This is a genomic window from Sporomusa termitida (assembly GCF_007641255.1).
Lineage (GTDB): Bacteria > Bacillota > Negativicutes > Sporomusales > Sporomusaceae > Sporomusa > Sporomusa termitida.
The window spans coordinates 1,327,262-1,347,757 of the sequence record NZ_CP036259.1; the positions used below are offsets into that span (position 1 = coordinate 1,327,262).

Annotated in this window: 12 protein-coding genes; all 12 read left to right on the forward strand. The window is 49.9% G+C overall.

Going from position 1 to position 20,496, the window contains the following annotated elements:
* The first annotated feature begins 259 nt into the window (after nucleotides 1-259).
* Nucleotides 260-3,943 (forward strand): amino acid adenylation domain-containing protein, encoded by a 3,684-nt coding sequence (locus tag SPTER_RS05945; RefSeq protein ID WP_144349482.1) that lies wholly within the window; start codon nucleotides 260-262, stop codon nucleotides 3,941-3,943.
* Nucleotides 3,940-5,040 carry a saccharopine dehydrogenase NADP-binding domain-containing protein gene (locus SPTER_RS05950; RefSeq protein ID WP_144349483.1) on the forward strand — a complete coding sequence of 367 codons (1,101 nt, stop codon included), beginning with the start codon at nucleotides 3,940-3,942 and terminating at the stop codon, nucleotides 5,038-5,040. The genes SPTER_RS05945 and SPTER_RS05950 overlap by 4 nt, the downstream gene beginning before the upstream one ends.
* A complete protein-coding gene (locus tag SPTER_RS05955) occupies nucleotides 5,037-7,310 on the forward strand; it encodes a bifunctional Gfo/Idh/MocA family oxidoreductase/class I SAM-dependent methyltransferase (RefSeq protein ID WP_144349484.1) in 2,274 nt (757 codons plus the stop codon). The genes SPTER_RS05950 and SPTER_RS05955 overlap by 4 nt, the downstream gene beginning before the upstream one ends.
* 22 nt (nucleotides 7,311-7,332) lie before the next feature.
* Nucleotides 7,333-8,034, forward strand: coding sequence for a VOC family protein (locus SPTER_RS05960; RefSeq protein ID WP_170233172.1), 702 nt, complete (start codon nucleotides 7,333-7,335; stop codon nucleotides 8,032-8,034).
* Nucleotides 8,035-8,061: 27 nt separating this feature from the next.
* Nucleotides 8,062-12,408, forward strand: coding sequence for a non-ribosomal peptide synthetase (locus tag SPTER_RS05965; protein ID WP_144349486.1), 4,347 nt, complete (start codon nucleotides 8,062-8,064; stop codon nucleotides 12,406-12,408).
* A 16-nt stretch (nucleotides 12,409-12,424) separates the two neighbouring features.
* Nucleotides 12,425-13,216, forward strand: a complete 792-nt coding sequence (locus SPTER_RS05970) for a thioesterase II family protein (protein WP_144349487.1) — start codon at nucleotides 12,425-12,427, stop codon at nucleotides 13,214-13,216.
* Between the two features lies 1 nt (nucleotide 13,217).
* Nucleotides 13,218-14,798 carry a condensation domain-containing protein gene (locus tag SPTER_RS05975; RefSeq protein WP_144349488.1) on the forward strand — a complete coding sequence of 527 codons (1,581 nt, stop codon included), beginning with the start codon at nucleotides 13,218-13,220 and terminating at the stop codon, nucleotides 14,796-14,798.
* A gap of 20 nt (nucleotides 14,799-14,818) precedes the next feature.
* Nucleotides 14,819-15,907: a Gfo/Idh/MocA family oxidoreductase gene (locus tag SPTER_RS05980; RefSeq protein WP_144349489.1), complete on the forward strand. Its 1,089-nt coding sequence runs from the start codon at nucleotides 14,819-14,821 to the stop codon at nucleotides 15,905-15,907.
* Between the two features lie 89 nt (nucleotides 15,908-15,996).
* Nucleotides 15,997-17,148 (forward strand): isochorismate synthase, encoded by a 1,152-nt coding sequence (locus SPTER_RS05985; RefSeq protein WP_144349490.1) that lies wholly within the window; start codon nucleotides 15,997-15,999, stop codon nucleotides 17,146-17,148.
* 16 nt (nucleotides 17,149-17,164) lie between these two features.
* Nucleotides 17,165-18,832, forward strand: coding sequence for a 2-succinyl-5-enolpyruvyl-6-hydroxy-3-cyclohexene-1-carboxylic-acid synthase (gene menD / locus SPTER_RS05990; RefSeq protein WP_144349491.1), 1,668 nt, complete (start codon nucleotides 17,165-17,167; stop codon nucleotides 18,830-18,832).
* Nucleotides 18,823-19,638 (forward strand): 2-succinyl-6-hydroxy-2,4-cyclohexadiene-1-carboxylate synthase, encoded by an 816-nt coding sequence (gene menH, locus SPTER_RS05995; RefSeq protein ID WP_144349492.1) that lies wholly within the window; start codon nucleotides 18,823-18,825, stop codon nucleotides 19,636-19,638. The genes menD and menH overlap by 10 nt, the downstream gene beginning before the upstream one ends.
* A gap of 4 nt (nucleotides 19,639-19,642) precedes the next feature.
* Nucleotides 19,643-20,485, forward strand: a complete 843-nt coding sequence (gene menB, locus SPTER_RS06000; protein WP_211367492.1) for a 1,4-dihydroxy-2-naphthoyl-CoA synthase — start codon at nucleotides 19,643-19,645, stop codon at nucleotides 20,483-20,485.
* The last annotated feature ends 11 nt before the right edge of the window (nucleotides 20,486-20,496 follow it).

Genomic DNA, 20,496 nt, shown 5'->3' on the forward strand with positions numbered 1-20,496 from the left:
GAAGTCATAAGAAGAAAGCACCGAAAAGGTTTTCTGCCTGGAGTGAATTGATGCAGCCTCTTGTATTAAGGCTGCATCAATTCTTTTTACCATAGTAACAATCCTTTTTGCCGTAGCAGTATATAGTAAATATATGGTAACATATTCCTTGTGGAGATAATGATTATCAATATCAATAAAAACGTTTGCTTTAACAAAAGAGCAGAACTATTGTTTGCTGATTTAGGATTATCAAATCACAAGGAGGAATGGCAAGATAATGTCGCGGACGGAAGCATTCATGAATATAGGGTACAAAGGTTGCCACGCTGTTTCGCAATCGGACCCTCAAAACGCCGGGACGGTTAATGAAAAAATTTCTGTTAGCCGCAATGAATGCACAATTGGCAGGAGCAAATGGCAGGAAATTGAAAAACACGCACATCTTTATCGGGTTTCCTTATTGTCGGTATTATTGACAGCCTTTGCCGAAATAGTGGGCAGGTGGAATTCCGGTTGTGAACTGACTGTGATTATAAACGGTGTCGGCAGTGAAGCGGATGGTGGGGTGAAGGCGGCACAGCAGGTAGTTTTCCGCCCTATGCCTGGCAAGTGCTGGCTTGAGGTATGCCGCAGGACTGAACGGCAAATAGAGAAAATGGCGAGCCGGGGCAAGGCTGCGGTCTCAGACATGCAACACAATACTGGGGAAGATAGCTGGAACAACCGGAAAGCCAGTGTTGTTTTTTCCAATAGCCTATCAGCGCTTAACAGTTTTTCTGCCGGGAAACCTGGGAATGCGCTTGCCGACTGTAATGAGAATTATGATTCGGGAGCAGTGAAACTCAATGTTGGCCTGCATTGCCGGGTATTTGAGCAGGATGAGGGTATTGGCATTGTTTGGGAAGCAGATGAGCAATATTTTCCTCAGTACCTGTCTGTTGCTATGCTGGAAGCCTATTATCAGCTCCTGAACTGGCTGGCCGGGGAAACCTGGGAAATGCCGGTTCCCGATCTGCTTCCTGATAAGCAGAGAGCGATGCGGACGAAAACGAATGATACGCGTGCTCCAGTTAAAGACCTATGTATTCATCAGGAATTTTTTGTGCATGCCCGGCGGCATCCCGAACGCGAGGCCCTGCTATGGACAGCGAATACAATGAGGCGGAGTATGACCTATGGCGAGCTAGCCGACAAGGCCCTCCGGCTGGCAGCGCTTTTGGTGGAAAAAGGTATTAAAACAGGAGAAACTGTTGCTGTAACCCTGTTAAAAGGACCAGCGCAGGTGATCGCCGTCTTAGCCGTACTGGCGGCGGGCGCGGTATATGTTCCGATCGGCGTTGACCAGCCTGAAAAACGCCAGCGCCGGATTTGCAAAATCGGTAGAATACGGTATTTGATTGCTGATCATACGAAGGCTGGGATGCTTGACGGACAGGGCGAAATTGCCGCTATTTCAGTTGATGAGGCCGATGAGCTGCTGCCGTTGCCGCAACCTGTTTTGGTAAATCCGGATGAGCTGGCTTACCTTATTTTTACTTCCGGGTCGACCGGCGAGCCAAAAGGCGTGGAAATTACGCATAAATCCGCTATCAATACCATTCTGGATATTAATGCACGTTTTTCCGTAAATCAATTTGATCGGGTATTTGCCGTATCCGCTCTTGATTTTGATCTTTCTGTTTACGATGTATTTGGTTTGCTTTCTGCCGGCGGCGCAGTTGTTCTGCCTGATGAAGCTGTCAGGCGGGAAGCGCCGGTTTGGTTTGACCTTATTCATCAAATGCAGGTGACGGTCTGGAATTCGGTACCGGCGCTTATGGATATGCTGCTGTTTGCTGCCGGCGAGAAGAGGCTGCCGGATTCGTTACGTCTTGTACTTGTATCCGGAGACTGGGTTGGCTTGGATATCCACGGCCGGTTGCGGGAAAAAACACAGAAGTGCCGTTTGGTTGCGCTCGGCGGGGCAACAGAAGCTGCTATATGGTCAAATTTTTTTGAGATTGAGTTTGTCCGTCCATCCTGGAAATCTATCCCTTACGGAAAACCTTTACAAAATCAATGCTTCCGCGTTGTGGACAGGCTTGGACGCGACTGCCCGGATATGGTGGTTGGTGAATTATGGATTGGCGGTGCAGGCGTGGCGCGCGGTTACCGGGGAGATCCCGTATTAACAAACGAAAAATTCATTGATATACGAAATAAGCGGTGGTATCGTACGGGCGATATGGGGCGCTACCGGCCTGACGGAAATATTGAATTTCTCGGCAGGGCGGATCAGCAGATGAAACTGAGAGGATTCCGGATTGAACCAGGTGAAATTGAAACTGTTCTGTGTCAGTATCCGGGAATTAGCCAGGCGGTTGCGACTGTTGCTGACGATGGCGCGACGAAGCAGCTTTGTGCCGCGGTTGTCGCCGAGCCGGTCCCGGTACTTTATAGTGTTGCCGCGGTAGGTCCTGATGCATACCCTGATGAACTGCGAGATTTATCGCGGGAAATACAGTCGAAAGTTGCTGAAGCTCTGATGGCAGAAATCCTTAATTTTGCTCAATTGTCAGGGGCTGTAACAGAAAATCCGCGCTTTATGGAGGTGTTGCCAGTTGCTGACGAATATAGGCCTTTACTCAGGATGTGGCTCCAATGGCTCGAAACACGGCAGGTGATCTATCGCAGGCAGGACAGGATACTTCCTGGTCCCCGAATCCGCGAGGCTTTGCAATATGCCGAAAATTTAAAATCGGATACAGCGTATTTTGTGCATCAGCATGACCCTGGTTTTTGGCGGATAGGCAGACGCTTGTTTGCGCGTCTGGATATCTACCGGGCGATTTTGGGCGGCGAGGTTTCTCCTGCTATTTTGCTTGATGATGAACTCCTGTCACCGGAAAGTCTGGCTTTGGGGGATCGGGGAACAATTGAGGGAATACGGGTGATTGCTGAAAACATTCGGCTTCTGGCCCGGACTGCCGGCAGCTCGGTGCGAGTGGCACTGATTAACGGGCGTAGCGGTATGGCGGCATTCAAGCTGCTTGAAATGCTTGATCCCCAGGATATCCGCTTCACTTTTTTCGATTCTCAGCCGGCAATGATGGAAACGGCGAGAAGACGTTTTTCCTCATTGTTTCATACGGTTTCGTGCCAAAAGTTGCCGGATGGGAATGTCCCGGCACAACTCCGGTACTCATTTGACGCAGTGTTAGCGATCAATTCCTTACATCGTTACCGGGAGCCTCAGCAGGGCGTTGCTTATGCTTCCTTAATGGTACGGAGAGGCGGCAAGCTATTTGCGCTTGAGCATAGTGAACTTACACCGTTTGCCGCGGTGACTGCCGCCGTACTTGACAGGGCATTTACTGACTTCGATTTAACACGCCGGCAGGCATGCAGTCCAATGCTCACTGCCGGGCAATGGGAAAATCTGTTTATTAAAGCCGGGCTTTATCAGGTGCGGTCTGTTTCGATCAAAGGCTCCTTTACGGAATTTATTGAAGGAACTTGTCCGGGGTCGCGAACAGAACTTGATTCTGCAGACATACTGACGTTTGCCGCCAAACAACTTCCGCCGCATATGCTGCCAGACCGAATTGAAGTGCTTCCCTGGCTGCCGTTAAGCACTAATGGCAAAGTCGACCGCGTGGCCGTTACTGCCATACTTACAGCCAGGGTTCATGCAAATGGCGGTGAAGAAATTTATGCTGGTCTGGAGCGGGAAATTGCTGAGATGTGGAAAACGCTTTTAAATATCGACACGGTTGGCAAAGAACAGGAATTTTTTGAAATTGGCGGGGACAGTCTGCTGGCGACCCGTTTTCTTGCCGGCGTAAAAACTGAGTTTGGGGTCGATTTTTCATTAAGGCAACTGATAGAATCACCGTCATTATTTCAAGTAGCCGCGGCAATTGAAAATAAACTAGCGGACATAAAACAGCAAATGGAGTTGATGGAAGGAGGGGAGATATGATTGGCGTCATCGGTGGTTATGGCGATGTCGGGTTGCAGGCAGTACGAATGCTGCAAAAATGGGGAAAAGTGAGACTGAAGATAGGTGGCAGAAATCCCGCGGAGGCCCGGAAAAATCTGGGTGTTGAGTTTGCTGAGACCGAATGGGTTCCGGTTGATGCTGAAAATGTCCAGAGTGTGGAGCACTTTCTGGCGGGGTGTGAACTGGTCATCAATTGCACCGGACCATCTTCCCGGTTGGGAGGACGAGTTGCCGGAATGTGTTTGGCAAAGGGATGTCACCATATTGACGCCGGGGTTAATAAAGAACTGGAAAGTCTGCATGGAGCGCCGTACAATACGATTTCTTTATATGCCGCCGGGGCTGTTCCCGGTTTATCAGGGCTGTTGCCGCGCTGGCTGGCGAAATCTTTCGATCAATTAGAATCCATGCTTTGTTATATTGGCAGCTTGGATAGATTTACAGCGTCCGCAGCAGAGGATTATCTTGCCGGTGCTTCAGGCCGGGGCAACAAACCCTTGGCAGCGTGGCAAAACGGTAGTTGCCGTTTATCGGTTTTGCGTCGGCGAGAAAGAATACAACTGCCTTTTTTTGCACGCGAAGTGACGTTATATCCCTATTTTGATCAGGAAGCGGAATTCGTGGCGTCTTCCCTATTGCTCAATAATGGCGAGTGGTACATAGCCAGTGACGGTAAGCAGGTATCGTCGCTCCTGGAAGAAGTGTGCGGCCAATTTCTGACTGAGCGGGAGACTGCCATAAGACGTCTTTGCCGGGCTTCCGAGATTGATTCGGCGGGGCGCCAGAGATACATTAACTTTATTATACAACTTAGCGGAAAAATAAATGGCTGCAGGATAGACCGCACACTGGTTTTACAGGCTGACCGGCCTGCAGTTTTGACCGGTTTAGCCGCTGCTGCTGCGGGGATGGCCGTACTGGCAGGAGAAATACCTCCCGGCGTGTGTCCCCTTGCAGAAATTGTTGATCCCTGCAGTGTGGTTACCCGGCTGGTCAATGCGAACGGGATAAAACAGTTAAAAGTTTTTGAAGGCCCGATTGAACAGCTTTTACAGCAAGTAGAGGGCGAAATATGAAAAAAAAGTTGCGTACTGTGGTATGCGGTTCCACCTTTGGGCAGTTTTACCTGGAGGCATTGAAGCTGCTGCCGGAGGAGTATGATCTTGTCGGGCTGCTTGCCCAGGGAAGCCGCAGGTCGGAAAAATGCGCAGGATATTACGGCGTAAATTTATATACGGAAATAAGCCAGGTTCCGGACGATATTGATCTGGCCTGCGTTGTGCTGAGATCAGGCGTTATGGGCGGCAAAGGAACCGATATGTCGTTAAAGTTCCTGGAACGGGGCGTTCATGTTATGCAGGAAATGCCTGTTCATCACAAAGATATGGCGGCATGCCTTAAAATAGCGCATCAAAAAAAGGTCCTTTTTCAAACAGGTGATCTTTATGTTCATTTGCCTGCCGTCAAACGCTTTATTGCCTGTGCGAGGGCTATGCTGGCACAACAAAACGCACTGTATATTGACGCGGCTTTTGCCTCGCAAGTATCCTATCCGCTGGTGCATATTTTAATGGAGGCTTTGCCGACAATCCGGCCATGGAAGACCGGAACGGTAAGCAGGGGTGAAGGGCCGTTTCATGTTATGACCGGAACGCTCGGAAACATTCCGGTCATAGTAAGAGTTCATAACGAAGTTGATCCGGACGACCCCGACAACTATCTTCATCTACTTCACCGTATTACCCTTGGGTCCGAGGGGGGAAGCCTGACACTAACTGATACCCATGGGCCTGTCCTCTGGCAGCCTCGTCTCCACATTCCGGAAAACTTGCATGTCCTTGGTGATCTCGCAACTGCGGAGATTGACCACATGCTGGAAAACAGCACAGAAATTCTGGGGACCCCGTTTTCAGCAAATTACCGGGATATTCTCGCCAAACTGTGGCCACGGGCCATTGCCGACAATTTGTCGTTAATGAAAGATATGATTGCCGGGAGCATTAATGCCGTAATGCGGGTTCAGCAGGATCTTCTATGTGCCCGTCAATGGCATGAAATAACCTCTGCCCTGGGATACCCTGTCTTGCGCAGCGGCTGCAGGCATCAACTGCTGCCAGTACAGGTTCTGCAGGAAGCTGTTGCGAAGATTGCGGATGAGGGTATAAAGCATACTGGTGAAGGTTCTTGCTTTCCTGTTAAAACTGAGGTTTCTGCGTGCACAGAATATGCCGATCATGAGTTTGGCGGCATAAACCGGGATTGTGTGAATGTCTTTGTTGAGAAGATGAAAGATGCTGTTTTTGGTGTGATATTATATACTCTTCAGGCCCAAGGAGCTTTGGTCGGCAAGGAGCGGGAGTACAGCATGACGGAAATTATCTCCGCTTCGTATGTTGCACCCCGGCACAGACCGCTCATCCGGCGCTGGCTTGAACTGTTGGCTGAATACGGGTATTTGAGAAGCAGTGCAGACCGTATTTATGGTACCGATGTCGTGTCCCAGGAAATGCTGAAAGAACGCTGGCAGACGGTGAGGACGCTATGGGACGGTAAACTTGGTCTACCGCTTTCTATGGATTATTTGATTCGCAGCGCCGAACAGCTTCCGCAATTGATGAGCGGAGAACAGCAGGCCGTCTATTTGCTTTTTCCTGAAGGAAAGATGGATTACGCCAGTGCCTGTTACCGTGATATCATGGCCCGTTACTTGAATAAATCAGTGGCTGAAGCGGTTATCCGCATTGGCACCGCAGCAAAGTTGGCGCGGCCGTCAAATAAGGAAGATATAGTAAGAATTATCGAGGTAGGTGCAGGCACAGGCGCAACTACGGAGGAAATAGTTCCGCGCATAAAAGAATACAGGGGAAATCTAAAAGTGGATTATTTGTTTACCGATGTCTCCAATTACTTTCTCACCGCCGCGCGCAAAAACTTCAGGGAGTGTCCGTGGATGCGGTTTCAGACTGTGGATATTGACAAGGACTTTTGGCAGCAGGGACTGGAGCCGGCCGGCGCGGATATCATTATTGCGGCCGGTGTGCTGGATAATGCGTTTGATGTTGATAAAACCTTGGCCGGTCTGATGAGGGTTCTGACTCCCTCCGGGTGGCTGCTTGTTACCGAACCGGTACGCGACTTCCCGGAAATGCTTATTTCCGAGGCGTTCATGATGGTTCACCCAGAGGATAGCAGGAAGACAAAAACAATATTTATGTCAGCGGCAGAGTGGCAGGAGATTTTTTACAACGCCGGAGCAGCGGAAGTCTTAGTACTTCCGGGAGTGGACCATCCGCTTGATCCGCTCGGGCAGAAACTTTTTATAGTGAGGAAACAGAATTATGCTTAAGTGCAGTCATATTGTATGCCGCGTGAACAATATTGCCGATACCGTCAGGGACTATGAATTATTGGGATTTTCCATGGAATGGGGCAGTATTTCCGCCAAGGCTCATAATGCTCTGCTATGGTTTGAACAAGGTCCGCATATTGAATTCTGTCAAATGCCTAAAAGGTTTTCTTATTTTGCCTTTCCCTTTGGTTTAATTTACGGGAAAGCAGCGGGCAGACGCTTACGTCACTGGGCAGGTCCAGGTGAAGGCTGGCGGGATTTGGCGTTGGAAATACAACGCGAATTTGATTCCGAACCATTAAGTGCCGAAAATAATCATCAAGAATTGCAGCTTATTAAAGAGGCTGTAAATAAGCTGGGAATTTCAACTTCAAGGATCATTAGGGGCAAAAGGGTCCGCCCTGACGGTGTTACGGTGCAGTTCAGTTTGTTTGCTCCGGATGATGTAGGCTTGCCATTTGTGACAACACCGATTCTTCCTCGTCCCCAGCCGAAAATTACACACCCTAATGGCGCTACCGGAATTGAATGGGTGAGAATCGGGGTAACAGAAGAACTTAGCCATCATTTGGCAAAGCTCATTCCGCAAGATCAATGGCTGAAGGCAGAGCCCGCAGAGCAAAATGGCGTAATAGAAGTGAGGCTTAGCGGATTAAACGAGCATTTGGCTATAAATCTCCTGCATGGAGCTGTATTCTCCTCTACTCACGATGAAAAATGAACAGAAAATAAATAGGAGGATGGAAACATGATGCAAAGCAGCAAAATTGATGCTAATAAGCTGATTGCGCGTATCCGCGGAGCCGGTGTGTTTTTATGGGCAGAAAGCGGCAAGTTGCGATACAGAGCACCGCAAGGGATGATGAATGACGGTGATTTAGAGCAATTGCGAAGGTATAAACAGGATATTTTGGGATTGCTTCAAACTGAAGCAGGAACGGCAATCGTGGAATATCATCCTGAAAGCCGGCATGAGCCGTTCCCTCTGACAGACGTACAGTCTGCTTATCTGCTTGGTCGTTCGGAAGCATTTGAATACGGGGGTGTCGCCTGCCATATTTATCTTGAGCTTACTTATCCGGAATTGGATGTCAAACGTACCGGGAAGGCATGGAATCAATTGATTTTGCGTCACGATATGCTGAGAGCAGTCATGAACAAGGATGGGTACCAGCAGGTTAAAGAGCAGACGCCGCAATTGAATATCGCTTATACGGATGTGAGTTCAAGGTCGAAAGCCCAAGTTGAGACAAAACTGAATCAGATTAGAGAGGAAATGGGACATCGTATTTACAATACGGAGTGCTGGCCGTTATTTGGTGTAGCGGTGACGAAAACTCCAGCTGGGGCGGTAATGCACTTTTCCATAGAGTTTCTTATTGCCGACTGGGCAAGCATCTGGCTGCTTCTTTCCGAGTTTGAAAGCCTGTATTACCAACCGGAGAAAAAACTGCCTGCCTTAACTCTGAGTTTCCGCGATTATCTCATGGCCGAACGCAGTCTGCGGGAAAGCCCTGTTTATGTAAAGGATAAAGAATACTGGCTCAGCCGGATAGGGGACCTGCCGCCGGCGCCGGAGCTGCCTGTGGCGAGTACGAAGGCGCGGCCCGGAAAGGCACGTTTTAGTCGCCAGTCTCTCCTAGTCGATTTGCCAGTGTGGAAAACATTTAAGCAAAAAGCCCAGCAACGCGGTTTGACGCCAACGATTGCAATAATGACGGCATATGCTGCGACCATTGAACGATGGAGCGTCAGTAATAAGTTTTGTTTGAATCTCACCGTTTTGAACAGACTGCCTATTCATCCGGAAGTCGATCATATCGTTGGTGATTTCACCTCAGTCAGCTTACTTGCTGTAGACTGGGAAGGCGGAACTACATTCACTGAACAGGCAAAAGCCATGAATAAACAACTGTTTGAGGATATGGATCACCGCTTGTTTTCGGGAGTAGAAGTGCTACGGGAACTTGCCCGCCGGCGTGGGCGGGATGCTGCGCTGATGCCGGTTGTGTTTACCAGCGCTATCGGCCTTATCGGCGCAACAGAAGAAAACCGGCTGAAGGGAAACGTCGGGGTTCAGAGCATCAGCCAGACGCCGCAGGTTTTTATTGACTGCCAGGCAATGGATAACTCGTCCGGCCTTCAGGTTAACTGGGATATCCGGGAAGGTGTTTTTCCCGACGGAATGACGGACGATATGTTTGCTGCGTTTTCCACTGCGCTGCACTTGCTGGCCAGCAATGACCAGGCCTGGGATATAGGGGCAATTACGGCTTTGCCGGCGTGGCAGCTACAGGAGCGCAGGCTGATGAATGATACAAAGGTACTGCTGCCCAAGGGGCTGCTGCACGGCCAGATCCTGGAACAGGCAGCAATATCGCCGGACTCTCCGGCTGTGGTTGACAGCGAAGGGGTAGTGACTTATGGAGAACTCATGCGCAGAGCTGCGGCCATAGCTGAAAAGCTGCAGGAATCCGGCTGCAAGCAGCAGGACCGGGTAGGTATTGTGCTTGAAAAGTCCGGGCATCAGGTGGCCGCGGTGCTGGGAGCGCTATTGGCCGGGGCCGTTTATGTTCCGATTGATACGCAGCAGCCGGAATTGCGCCGTTTGGCGATCCTGGAGACAACTCAGATCGGTTATGTTTTAACCTGCTCGGCAATGAAAATCAAATGGCCGGCGAGTGTTACCACCGTTGCGGTGGATACGCTGCAACCACTCCGGGACAATAGGTTCACGCCTGCCGGCGATCCTGAGCTGCCGGCCTACATTATTCATACATCAGGCTCGACCGGTCAGCCTAAAGGTGTTGTAATTACGCATTGTGCAGCCGCCAATACCATTCATGACATCAACAGGCGGTTTCATGTTGACAAGCATGACAAAATCCTGGGGTTGGCCCAACTGGGCTTTGATCTGTCCGTTTATGATATTTTCGGTATTTTGTCCGCAGGCGGAATCTTGATCTATCCGTCTGCTGAAAGGCACACCGACCCTTCCCACTGGGCAGAGCTAATGGCTAAATATGAGGTTACAATCTGGAACTCAGTTCCGGCAATGATGCAGATGCTGGTTGCCTGCCTGAACTCCGACAATAAAATAAACCTGCCGAATTTACGGCTTGCACTGTTGTCCGGTGACTGGATACCGCTGACTTTGCCAGACATCCTGATTAACCGGGTACCTTCGGTACAGGTTATAAGCCTTGGCGGCGCCACCGAGGCGTCAATCTGGTCGATTTTCCATGTTTATCAGGGGCTAGCGGCAGACTGGCGCAGCATACCCTATGGGCGGCCACTTGCCAATCAGGGGTTTCGTGTGCTGGATAAAAAGATGCGGGACTGCCCTGTGTGGGTAAAAGGAGATCTTTATATTACCGGTGAGGGGCTTGCCCAAGGATATTTCGGGGATACCGAATCCACGCAAACGCAGTTTTTTCATCTTGACGGACAGCGGCTTTACCGCACCGGCGATACGGGCAGGTATATTCCGGGTGGTGAAATTGAATTCCTTGGCCGCGAGGATAAGCAGGTGAAAATCCGGGGTCACCGCATAGAACTGGGGGAAATCGAGTCGGCACTGCTAAAGCACCCTGCGGTTGCCGAAAGTGCCGTTGTCCTGGATGACCCGGGTGAGAACAAAGTATTAACAGGTTTTGTGACTTTGAACAGAATGCCAAGCGATGCAGCCGAACTGGCGGAATTTCTTGCAAGGCGACTGCCTGCCTACATGCTTCCTGCCCGCATTCAGATTGTTGACAAGCTGCCGTTGACCGGTAACGGCAAGCTAGACCGGAAAGCGCTTAAAAAATGGATAACGCAATCGGCAGCAGAGCCGGCTGCATCATCAGCACCCCAAAGCGCGGATGGCCTGGAAACCAAGCTGGCAGAGATATGGGCGGAAGCACTGAGTATAAAGGCTATTGGCCGATCGCAGAATTTTTATGATCAAGGGGCTGACTCGCTGATTATGGCCCAGGTTGCCGGAAAACTGCGCGATGTTTTTGCCGGTGAACCGTTTAAACTGGATATTCCTTTTGATACGCTGCTCCGGCAAATGTTAAACTATCCGACGGTGGCTGCGCTTGCTGAATTTGTACGCTCACAAAGTAATAACACGAAGAATGATTATGGTGTGTCTCAGGGTACGCAACCGGTAAATAATGCTGGCAACGCCGTGCTTACTTTTTATGGCGGTGGCGATGAAGGGCCTCTCAGAGTGATTTTTCATGCCGGGCTTGGCACAATGAATTGTTTTCATTTGTTGCTTGCGCATCTGGATAAACAGCTTCTTGGCCCGGTTGTCGGCATAACTGTAGCGGATACTGATATATATTGTTCTATTGAGCCTGCGGAATTGATTGAACACCTAGCGGATGATTATGCTAAACGCCTTATTGAAACCGGGTATAAAGAAATGCAGCTTATCGGTTACTGTCTGGGTGGATTGATTGCCATTGAAGTGGCAAGACGGTTAATTGAAAAGGGAATACAACTGGCGGATTTGGTGTTAGTTGACAGCCATCCTCTTAATATTGACGATGATTTGATTATGGAATCGCTCTTTGTACCGAATCTGCATATTTCCCTTGCAGACGCCGGCTTTGGCGGTGTAGATCCGGAAGACTTTGTACGTGGCCTGGTGTACGCCTTTGAAGCCAACCAGCAAAGCTTTCCGGCCGGAGTTTCACTGACTATCGGCGGGGATCCAGGTCTTGACAAGGTGGGTGGCCTGTTTAGAAAGCTTTCTTCTATATCCCCCCCAGAACGTTTTACAGCTTATGTAGATGCATTGGCTAATTTAAGAGGAGAGCATATGCCTGTAGAGATGGCGGCGGGGATGTTTAAAATTTATTGCCAAAGCCTGCGGTCTTCCCGGTTCAGGCCCCAGCCGTATGTGGGCGACATCCGGTTTCTCCTGGCCCTTGAGCCTTCCATGCCGGGCATGAATGAATTGACCCTGGCTTACTGGGAGCAGGCCTGCCTTGGTGAATTTTCCGTGCAGGAAATTGCCGGCAATCATCTTACCTGCATTGAAACCGAGCCGAATGCCGGCAATCTGGCTGAAATCATAGGTTCGGCCCTTATAAAAAAATGACCATGAGGAGTTTATTATGAAACCGCAGACAATGTTTACGCCGTGGCTGCATACCTGCCCCGACGCTAAAGATAAAATCCGTCTCTTCTGCCTGCCTTATGCGGGCGGGGGTGCTTCCAGCTACCGGGGATGGGCAAAAGCGTTACCTGAGGTGGGGGTGTATCCCATACAATTGCCTGGCCGGGAAACCCGGATAGCCGAACGGCCCTTATATGAAATGAACCAACTTGTGGAGGCGGTCGCTACCGCGATTTTCCCCTATTTACAACGTCCGTTTATTTTTTTCGGACACAGCCTGGGGGCGAGAATTGCGTTTGAAATTACCCGGAAGCTCCGTAAGCGATGGAATGTTCAACCCTGCCGGCTGATTGTTTCCGCCAGCCGCGCTCCCCATATACCGGAGCCAAAGCCGCTGCATCATCTGTCGGACGTTGAGTTTATCAAAGAATTGAGCCGTTTTTCCGGCACACCTGAGGCTGTTTTACACAACCGGGAACTCATGGAGCTTTTCATGCCCATTCTCCGGGCCGACTTTGCTGTTGATGAAACATATGTTTATGCAGAAGATACGCCGCTTAATTGTCCGGTTTCAGCCTTTGGCGGTACAGGCGACAGTGAAGCCACCCGCGAAGAGATTGAGGCCTGGGCCGGCCATACCAATGGTGACTTTTCTCTTGAAATGATTGCAGGGGATCATTTCTTTCTGCAGACAAAAAGGGATGCTCTTTTGCGGTCTGTCAGGCGAATTATTGCCCGGCATCTGGCTTCAATGCCGTTATCATTACGGTTAGTGGAAGGAGGCGGGTAGTATGGTTATGGCCGAGATTATTGACAGGTATAAAGCGTTAGGTGTTCAACTTTGGGCGGATGACGGTCAATTGCGTTTTCGTGCTCCGGCCGGTGTTCTTAATGAGCAGCGTGTGGCTGAACTGCGCTCTTATAAAGAAGCTTTGATTAAACACCTGCAGGAACCGGAACAATCCACTGTGCAGGCCGATCCATTTAACCGCTATATGCCTTTTCCTCTTACCGACATCCAGGCTGCTTATTTAATTGGCCGTAAAGACGACTATGCTCTTGGCGGTGTCGGCTGCCATGGCTATGTGGAGTTAAGTATGCCTGTTATGGATAAAGCGCGTTTGGAAAAGGCCTGGCATTTGTTGATCAATCGGCATGACATGCTAAGGGCTGTTGTTTTTGCACAGGGCTATCAGCAAGTGCGTTCGGAAATAACCCTGCCGTCACTGCCGATGCAGGATGTAAGGGGGGCGAATCCCGTTCAGGTGCAGGCGGCAATACAACAGGTTAGGGAAGAACTTTCGAACAGGCAGTACATACCGGATCAATGGCCTTTATACGAGCTTTTTTTGACGACAATAGATGACACCAGTATTTTACATGTTTCCATAGATATGTTAATTGCCGATTTTGTAAGTATCAATATTATCCTCGCGGAACTGAACCATTTCTATCATCAGCCGGAAAGACCGTTGCCAAAACTGGATATTACTTACCGGGATCTGCTCCTATATCAGCAGGCGCGGCAAAAGCAGCCGGCAGTAAAGGCGCGAAAAGAGCGGGACCGCCAGTACTGGCTGGCGAGAATTGATCAAATGCCGGAAGCTCCCGCATTACCGCTGGCTGACAGGCAGGTAGATATGCAAAAAGCAGCGTTTGAGCGGCATCCTTTTTGGTTGGAGCAGAATAAGTGGACAGCCCTCTGCCGGCAGGCCGGGAAAAAAAAGATTACTCCCGCCAGTGCGGTGCTGGGAGCTTTTGCCGAGGTAATCGGCTTATGGTCGGGTCAGCCTGACTTCTGTATCAATATCACTATTTTAAATCGTCCGGACCTGCATCCGCAGATCAATCGAATTATTGGTGATTTTACCGAAGTAAATGTTTTGCAGGTCTCGCCGGCAGCAGGCAGTACATATGCAGAACGGATTCAGGCATTGCAGCAGCGATTGTGGCTGGATATGGAACATCGGTCCTTCTCCGGCATTGAAGTGCTCCGGGAGCTGAGGCGCCGGCGCAACAAGAGCGTTATTATTCCTGTTGTATATACAAGTACAATCGGGGCAGGAACTGTTGTTCCCAAGGAGGGTGAACTTATGCGCAATGCCCGCCTGACCTATGGCATAACACAGACGCCACAGGTATGGATTGATTGCCAGGTTTCCGAACAAGCCGGTGAATTGCATTTGAATTGGGATGTCCGGCGGGGCATTTTTCCCGAGGGGATGATTGAAGAAGCATTTACCTTTTTTAAACACTTATTAGCCGAGATGGTTGCAGATGAACAGGTCTGGCGAAACCAGACACCGTTAACACCGCCTGCCTCTGCCGGCCAACGGTATGCCGCGGAATTTTATAAAGAAAATTGTCTGTAGAGAAGGGAGGGAAAGCGCAGATGCTCAAAGCGGTAAAACCTTTACGGGTAGTTGTTTGCGGCACAACTTTCGGCAGAATTTATTTGCACGGCATCCAACAAATGCAAGATGAATTCGAACTGGCCGGAATTCTTGCCCGGGGCAGCCGCCAGGCGCAACAATGCGCTGAAAAGTATAACGTTCCTTTATATACAGATGTTGAGCAACTACCAAATGACAGCATTGATGTTGCCTGCGTCGTTATCAGGTCAACAGTGGCCGGCGGTCAGGGAACTCAGCTGGCCGACAATTTATTACTGAAGGGCATTCATGTAATGCAGGAATATCCGGTACATCATGATGATCTGGTAAAGTGTATGCGGAGTGCTCGCAGATCAGCCTGTCACTATCGCCTTAACAGCTTTTATCCGGATCTGGAAACGGTTCGCAGCTTTATTATTACGGCTCGCCAGGCTTTGCAGCAGAGTGAAGCCCTCTATATTGATGCTGCCTGCAGCATCCAGGTGCTTTTTCCGCTTGTGGATATTTTAGGGCAGTCGCTGGGCGGTTTTAGACCCTGGTCTTTTAGGACAGAAGCCAAGCCTTTATCAGAGAGCCCATTTTGCTCTTTGTCCGGAAAAATCAGGGGCATTCCCATCAATCTGCGCGTTCAAAACCAAGTTGATCCCAGTGATCCGGACAATCACACGCATTTGTTACATCGCATTGTTATTGGCACTAATAACGGCAGGTTGATGATGACCGATTCTCATGGCCTCGTCATATGGAGTCCGCGCATGCACGTGGCACGGGGCAATGAAAGGGTTCCTGGTCTGGATGGTTCTGATCATTTGGTTGATTTTCCGGTAACAGAGTTGGTGACGCCGTTTAAAATGCAATCATTTAAGACGGTATACAACAATTTGTGGCCTGAAAGCATTCAGCAATCACTGCGCAGATTCCGAGCAACGATTCTTTCGCGGGAAGACGACCAGCAATTACTACAATACCATTTGACTGCCTGCCAGGTATGGCAGGATATCGGCCAGCAGCTAGGCATGGCGCAGTTGATAAAAGCGCAGCCTCCTCACCCCTTATCCCTGGCGGAACTGCAGGCTTTAGCACGTTAAATGCGCAGGGTAGCCGAAAAGAAGCAGAATAGACAATTTCTGATGCTCAATAGGATGGCTTTCACTGTGTCAAATAGGAGGTAGGCTATTTGCAGTATAAAGCAAAACAAATTAAATTGGACAACCCGCTTTCCTTCTGGAAACATTTTGTAAATGAAGAACGGATGTTATTCTACAATCCTTTAAAAAAAGAGTGTATTCTTGGCGCCAAACGCTTAAAAATATTGCCCAGGCAAAATGGTTATACAGACTATCCATATATTTTTTCCGCCATGACATTTTTTGGTACCGTTAAAGATGAAAAGTGGGCAGGCTTTGGCAATGAATCTATCGCCTTTCAATATTATTTGGTGGAAAAGGACGGCAGGCAGACGCTGCATTACCATGGAGATCCCATAAAAATAGAAAACCAGGAAATGAAAAAATACAGGCACGCTTACCATTACCAAGAAGACGATTATGAAGACTGGTCGCAGTTATTTACCAGCCTGACGGCAGCCATAGCCGCCAAAGAAGTAAACAAAGTAGTTATTTCGCGGGAAGTCAGAATTGAATGCGATAGGGTAATCCATATAGAAAGCGTATTACAAAATCTTTTGCAAAAAAATCAAAACAGCAACAGCTTTATATTTGCCTATTTTAAGGACGGAAAAACCTTTTTGGGCGCAACGCCCGAGATATTGGTGCAAAAAGAACAGGACAATATCTTGAGTTATGCTTTGGCAGGCACAATTTCCCGCGACAGCCAGAATGATGAAGTACAAAAGGCAATCCTGTTACGCGATGCTAAAAACCGTTACGAACACCAGATTGTCATTGATACCATCGCTGCCGGGATAAAAAAATTCACCGGTGCGGTGCAGGTCGGCGATACCTCTGTTTTAACGCTGCGTAATGTACATCATTTGCAAACACCCATTTATGCCAAAGATCAGCGCGGAACCCTGCTGGAGTGGGCGGCAAGGCTGCATCCCACCCCGGCCTTGGGCGGTAATCCCGTACACAGGGCATTAGCCTTGCTCCGCCGCTACGAAAAACATGAACGGGGGCTGTATGCCGCTCCCCTTGGCATAACTGATGCCAAGGGTGATGGTGTTTTTGTGGCCGGGATACGGTCGGCCCTCATTCAGGGCAATCTGGCGTTTGCCTACACAGGCTGCGGTTTGGTGGCTAAATCGGAGTCCAGGGCTGAATATCTGGAAACCAATGATAAACTGCGTACGATCGTTGAAAGCTTATAACAACCGGGGGGAAGCAATGACAAATTATATGGCGGCGTTAGTTGACGAATTGTATCAACTGGGGGTGCGCGAAGTCGTAATCAGCCCGGGCTCAAGGTCTACGCCCCTGGCGATGCTGTTTTGCGAGCATGCTTTTAAAACGTTTTTAAACATTGACGAGCGATCGGCCGGTTTTTTTGCCCTGGGTATTGCCAAAGGCTGCGGGCGGCCTGCCGTACTGGTTTGTACCTCGGGTTCAGCCCCGGCGCATTATTTGCCGGCCCTCACCGAGGCCAGGCATTCACGGGTGCCGCTTATTGTTTTAACGGCTGACCGCCCGCCGGAGCTGCGGCAGGTGGGCGCCCCGCAGACCATTGATCAAAACAGGCTGTTCGGCGGGTTTGTGAAATATTATGAAGAACTGGCGCTGCCGGAGGAGCAGGAAAGCATGTACCGCTATGTGCGGGTGGTAATGCAGAGGGCCTATGCCAGTGCCGTGTCCGGGGAATATGGCGCAGCTCATATTAATATACCGGTGCGGGAGCCGTTGATTCCGGATTTAAGCAGGCTTAATTTTGCCGCCGGCCGGGGCAGGGACAATTTTAAGTATGTGGCCGGAACCATGCAGCCGGCCTTTGACCCGGCCATCCTTAAAGACAAGCAGGGAATTATCATTTGCGGCGGGGGCGCCGGCGCCGATTATCACCAGGCCGTGCTGGACCTGGGAAAGCGTTTACAGGCCCCGGTGCTGGCCGATCCGCTTTCCAATCTCCGCAATTATGCCGAGGATATCATTATCGACAGTTATGACGCTTTTTTGCAAAGCGATACTGTGAAGATGGCACTAAAGCCGGACTTTATCTTCCATTTTGGCCAGGTTCCCGTATCCAAGCGGTTGCAGCAGTTTGTGGCCCGCCATCAGGACGTTTTATATTTTCAGGTCGATGAAAGCTTTGCCTACCGCAATCCGGCGCTTTCCACCACCAGCTACATCAGCGCTTCGCCCAAATTGCTGGCCGCGTCGATCACTATGCACAATAATAATGCCGGCTACGCGGCAAAGTGGCTGACACTTCAACAACAGACACGCAACCGATTAAATCGCGCCAGAGATGAAAAACAGCTGTTTGAAGGCAAACTGATTCAACTGCTGCAAGAGCTGCTGCCGCCGGGAACCCTGCTGGCCGTGGCCAACAGTATGGCCATTCGTGATGTGGATTACTTCTTTGCCGCCCGCAGGCAAAATATCAAAGTAATGTGCAACCGGGGGACCAACGGCATTGACGGTACGGTTTCGACCGCGCTGGGTATGGCCGCCATACACAGCCCCACGGTGCTTTTAACCGGCGATGTGGCCTTTTACCATGATTTAAACGGACTATTAACCGGCAAAACGCATGCCCTGAATTTGCTGATTGTGTTGTTCAACAATAACGGCGGCGGCATATTTAACTATTTGCCGCAGCGGGCGGAGAAACACTTTGACTATTTGTTCCGCACGCCCCATGATATAAACTTCCGGGGTTTACAGACTTTGTACGGTATTACGTATTATGAAGCAACCGGTTATCCTGCCTTTGAACAGGCCTTCCAAGAGGCCCTGACCCTGAAGGGAATCAAACTGATTGAAGTGAAGATTGATGCCGCGGTGAGTAAGGCGCTGCATGATCAATATACCACAGGCTTGGTGACCACATGCTCATAGAAATTGCCGGCATCCATTATCATACGCACAGGAAAGGGGCAGGCAGCCCGCTTGTTTGTCTGCATGGTTTTTCTGAGAATATAAACACCTGGAACTGTCTTCAATTGGAAAACTGTGAATTAATCCTGGTTGATCTTGTCGGGCACGGGGCCAGTGACAAACCGCAGGCCGGCAAATATTACCGGGTAAACATTATGCTCAGACATTTACATAAGCTTATGAACCGCCTGGGTTTGAGAAAATATTCCCTGCTAGGCTATTCACTGGGCGGGCGGATTGCCCTGGCCTATGCCTTAGCTTATCCGCAGGAAGTTGATAAGCTGATCCTGGAAAGCGCCTCTTATGGGGAATGCGGCTGGCTAAACCGGTTAAAACGGCGCAGAAGCGATTCCTATCTGGCCAGGAGCATTTGCCGGAATGGCATAGAATGGTTTAATGCGTACTGGTCGGACTTAAGTATTTTTACATCGCAAAAAAACCTGCCGGCAGCTACCGGCAAGGAAATAAGGGAGAGACGTATGCAGAATACAGCCCATGCACTTGCCAATACCCTGCTGGGCAGCGGGCAGGGGAGTTTTCCCTGCCTGAAAAACAAAATCGCCGAGTTGTCAATGCCTGTCTTATATATCAGCGGTGAGCACGATGAAAAATACCGGCAGGCAGGCCATGAATTTTCCCAGCTAAATCCCCATATAAAGCATGAAATCATAAAAGGCGTGGGGCACAACACCCATCTGGAAGACGGTCAGGCATTTACTGATATTTTACAAAAGTTCCTATCCATAAAATATGCAAAGAAGGTGTAAAGAGTTGGACAAACTGCTATGGAAAGACATGCAGCGCCATTATGAGGATGTTATTTATGAAACTTGCAGCGGCATTGCCAAAATTTCGATCAACCGGACTGAAGTCCGTAATGCCTTCCGGCCCAAAACCATTATGGAATTAATAGATGCTTTTACCATCGCCCGGGACGATGATGCCGTCGGCGTCATCCTATTGACAGGCGCCAATCATGGACAGGGACAGGAGCGGGAAGCCTTTTGCTCCGGCGGGGATCAAAGGGTGCGCGGCCACGGCGGCTATGTTGGCGACGACCGGATTCCGCGTTTAAATGTGCTGGATTTGCAGCGGTTAATCCGGATCATCCCCAAGCCGGTCATTGCCATGGTCAACGGCTATGCCATCGGCGGCGGGCATGTGCTGCATCTGGTGTGTGATCTGACCATCGCGTCGGAAAATGCGAAGTTTGGGCAAACAGGACCAAAAGTGGGCTCGTTTGACGCCGGCTATGGCGCCGGCTATCTGGCGCGGATTATCGGCCATAAAAAAGCGCGGGAGGTATGGTATTTATGCCGCCAGTACACGGCTGCGCAAGCGCTGGACATGGGACTGGTAAACACGGTGGTTCCTTTTGAGCAATTAGAAGCAGAGACGGTGAAGTGGGCCAAAGAAATTTTGCAGCATTCGCCTACGGCACTGCGGTTTCTCAAAGCAGCCTTTAACGCCGACACCGACGGCCTGGCCGGTCTGCAGCAGCTGGCAGGCGATGCCACCCTGCTGTTTTATACCACCGATGAAGCCAAGGAAGGACGGGATGCGTTCAAAGAAAAACGCCATCCCGACTTTCAGCGGTTTCCCAAATTTCCATAAGGTATAACAGG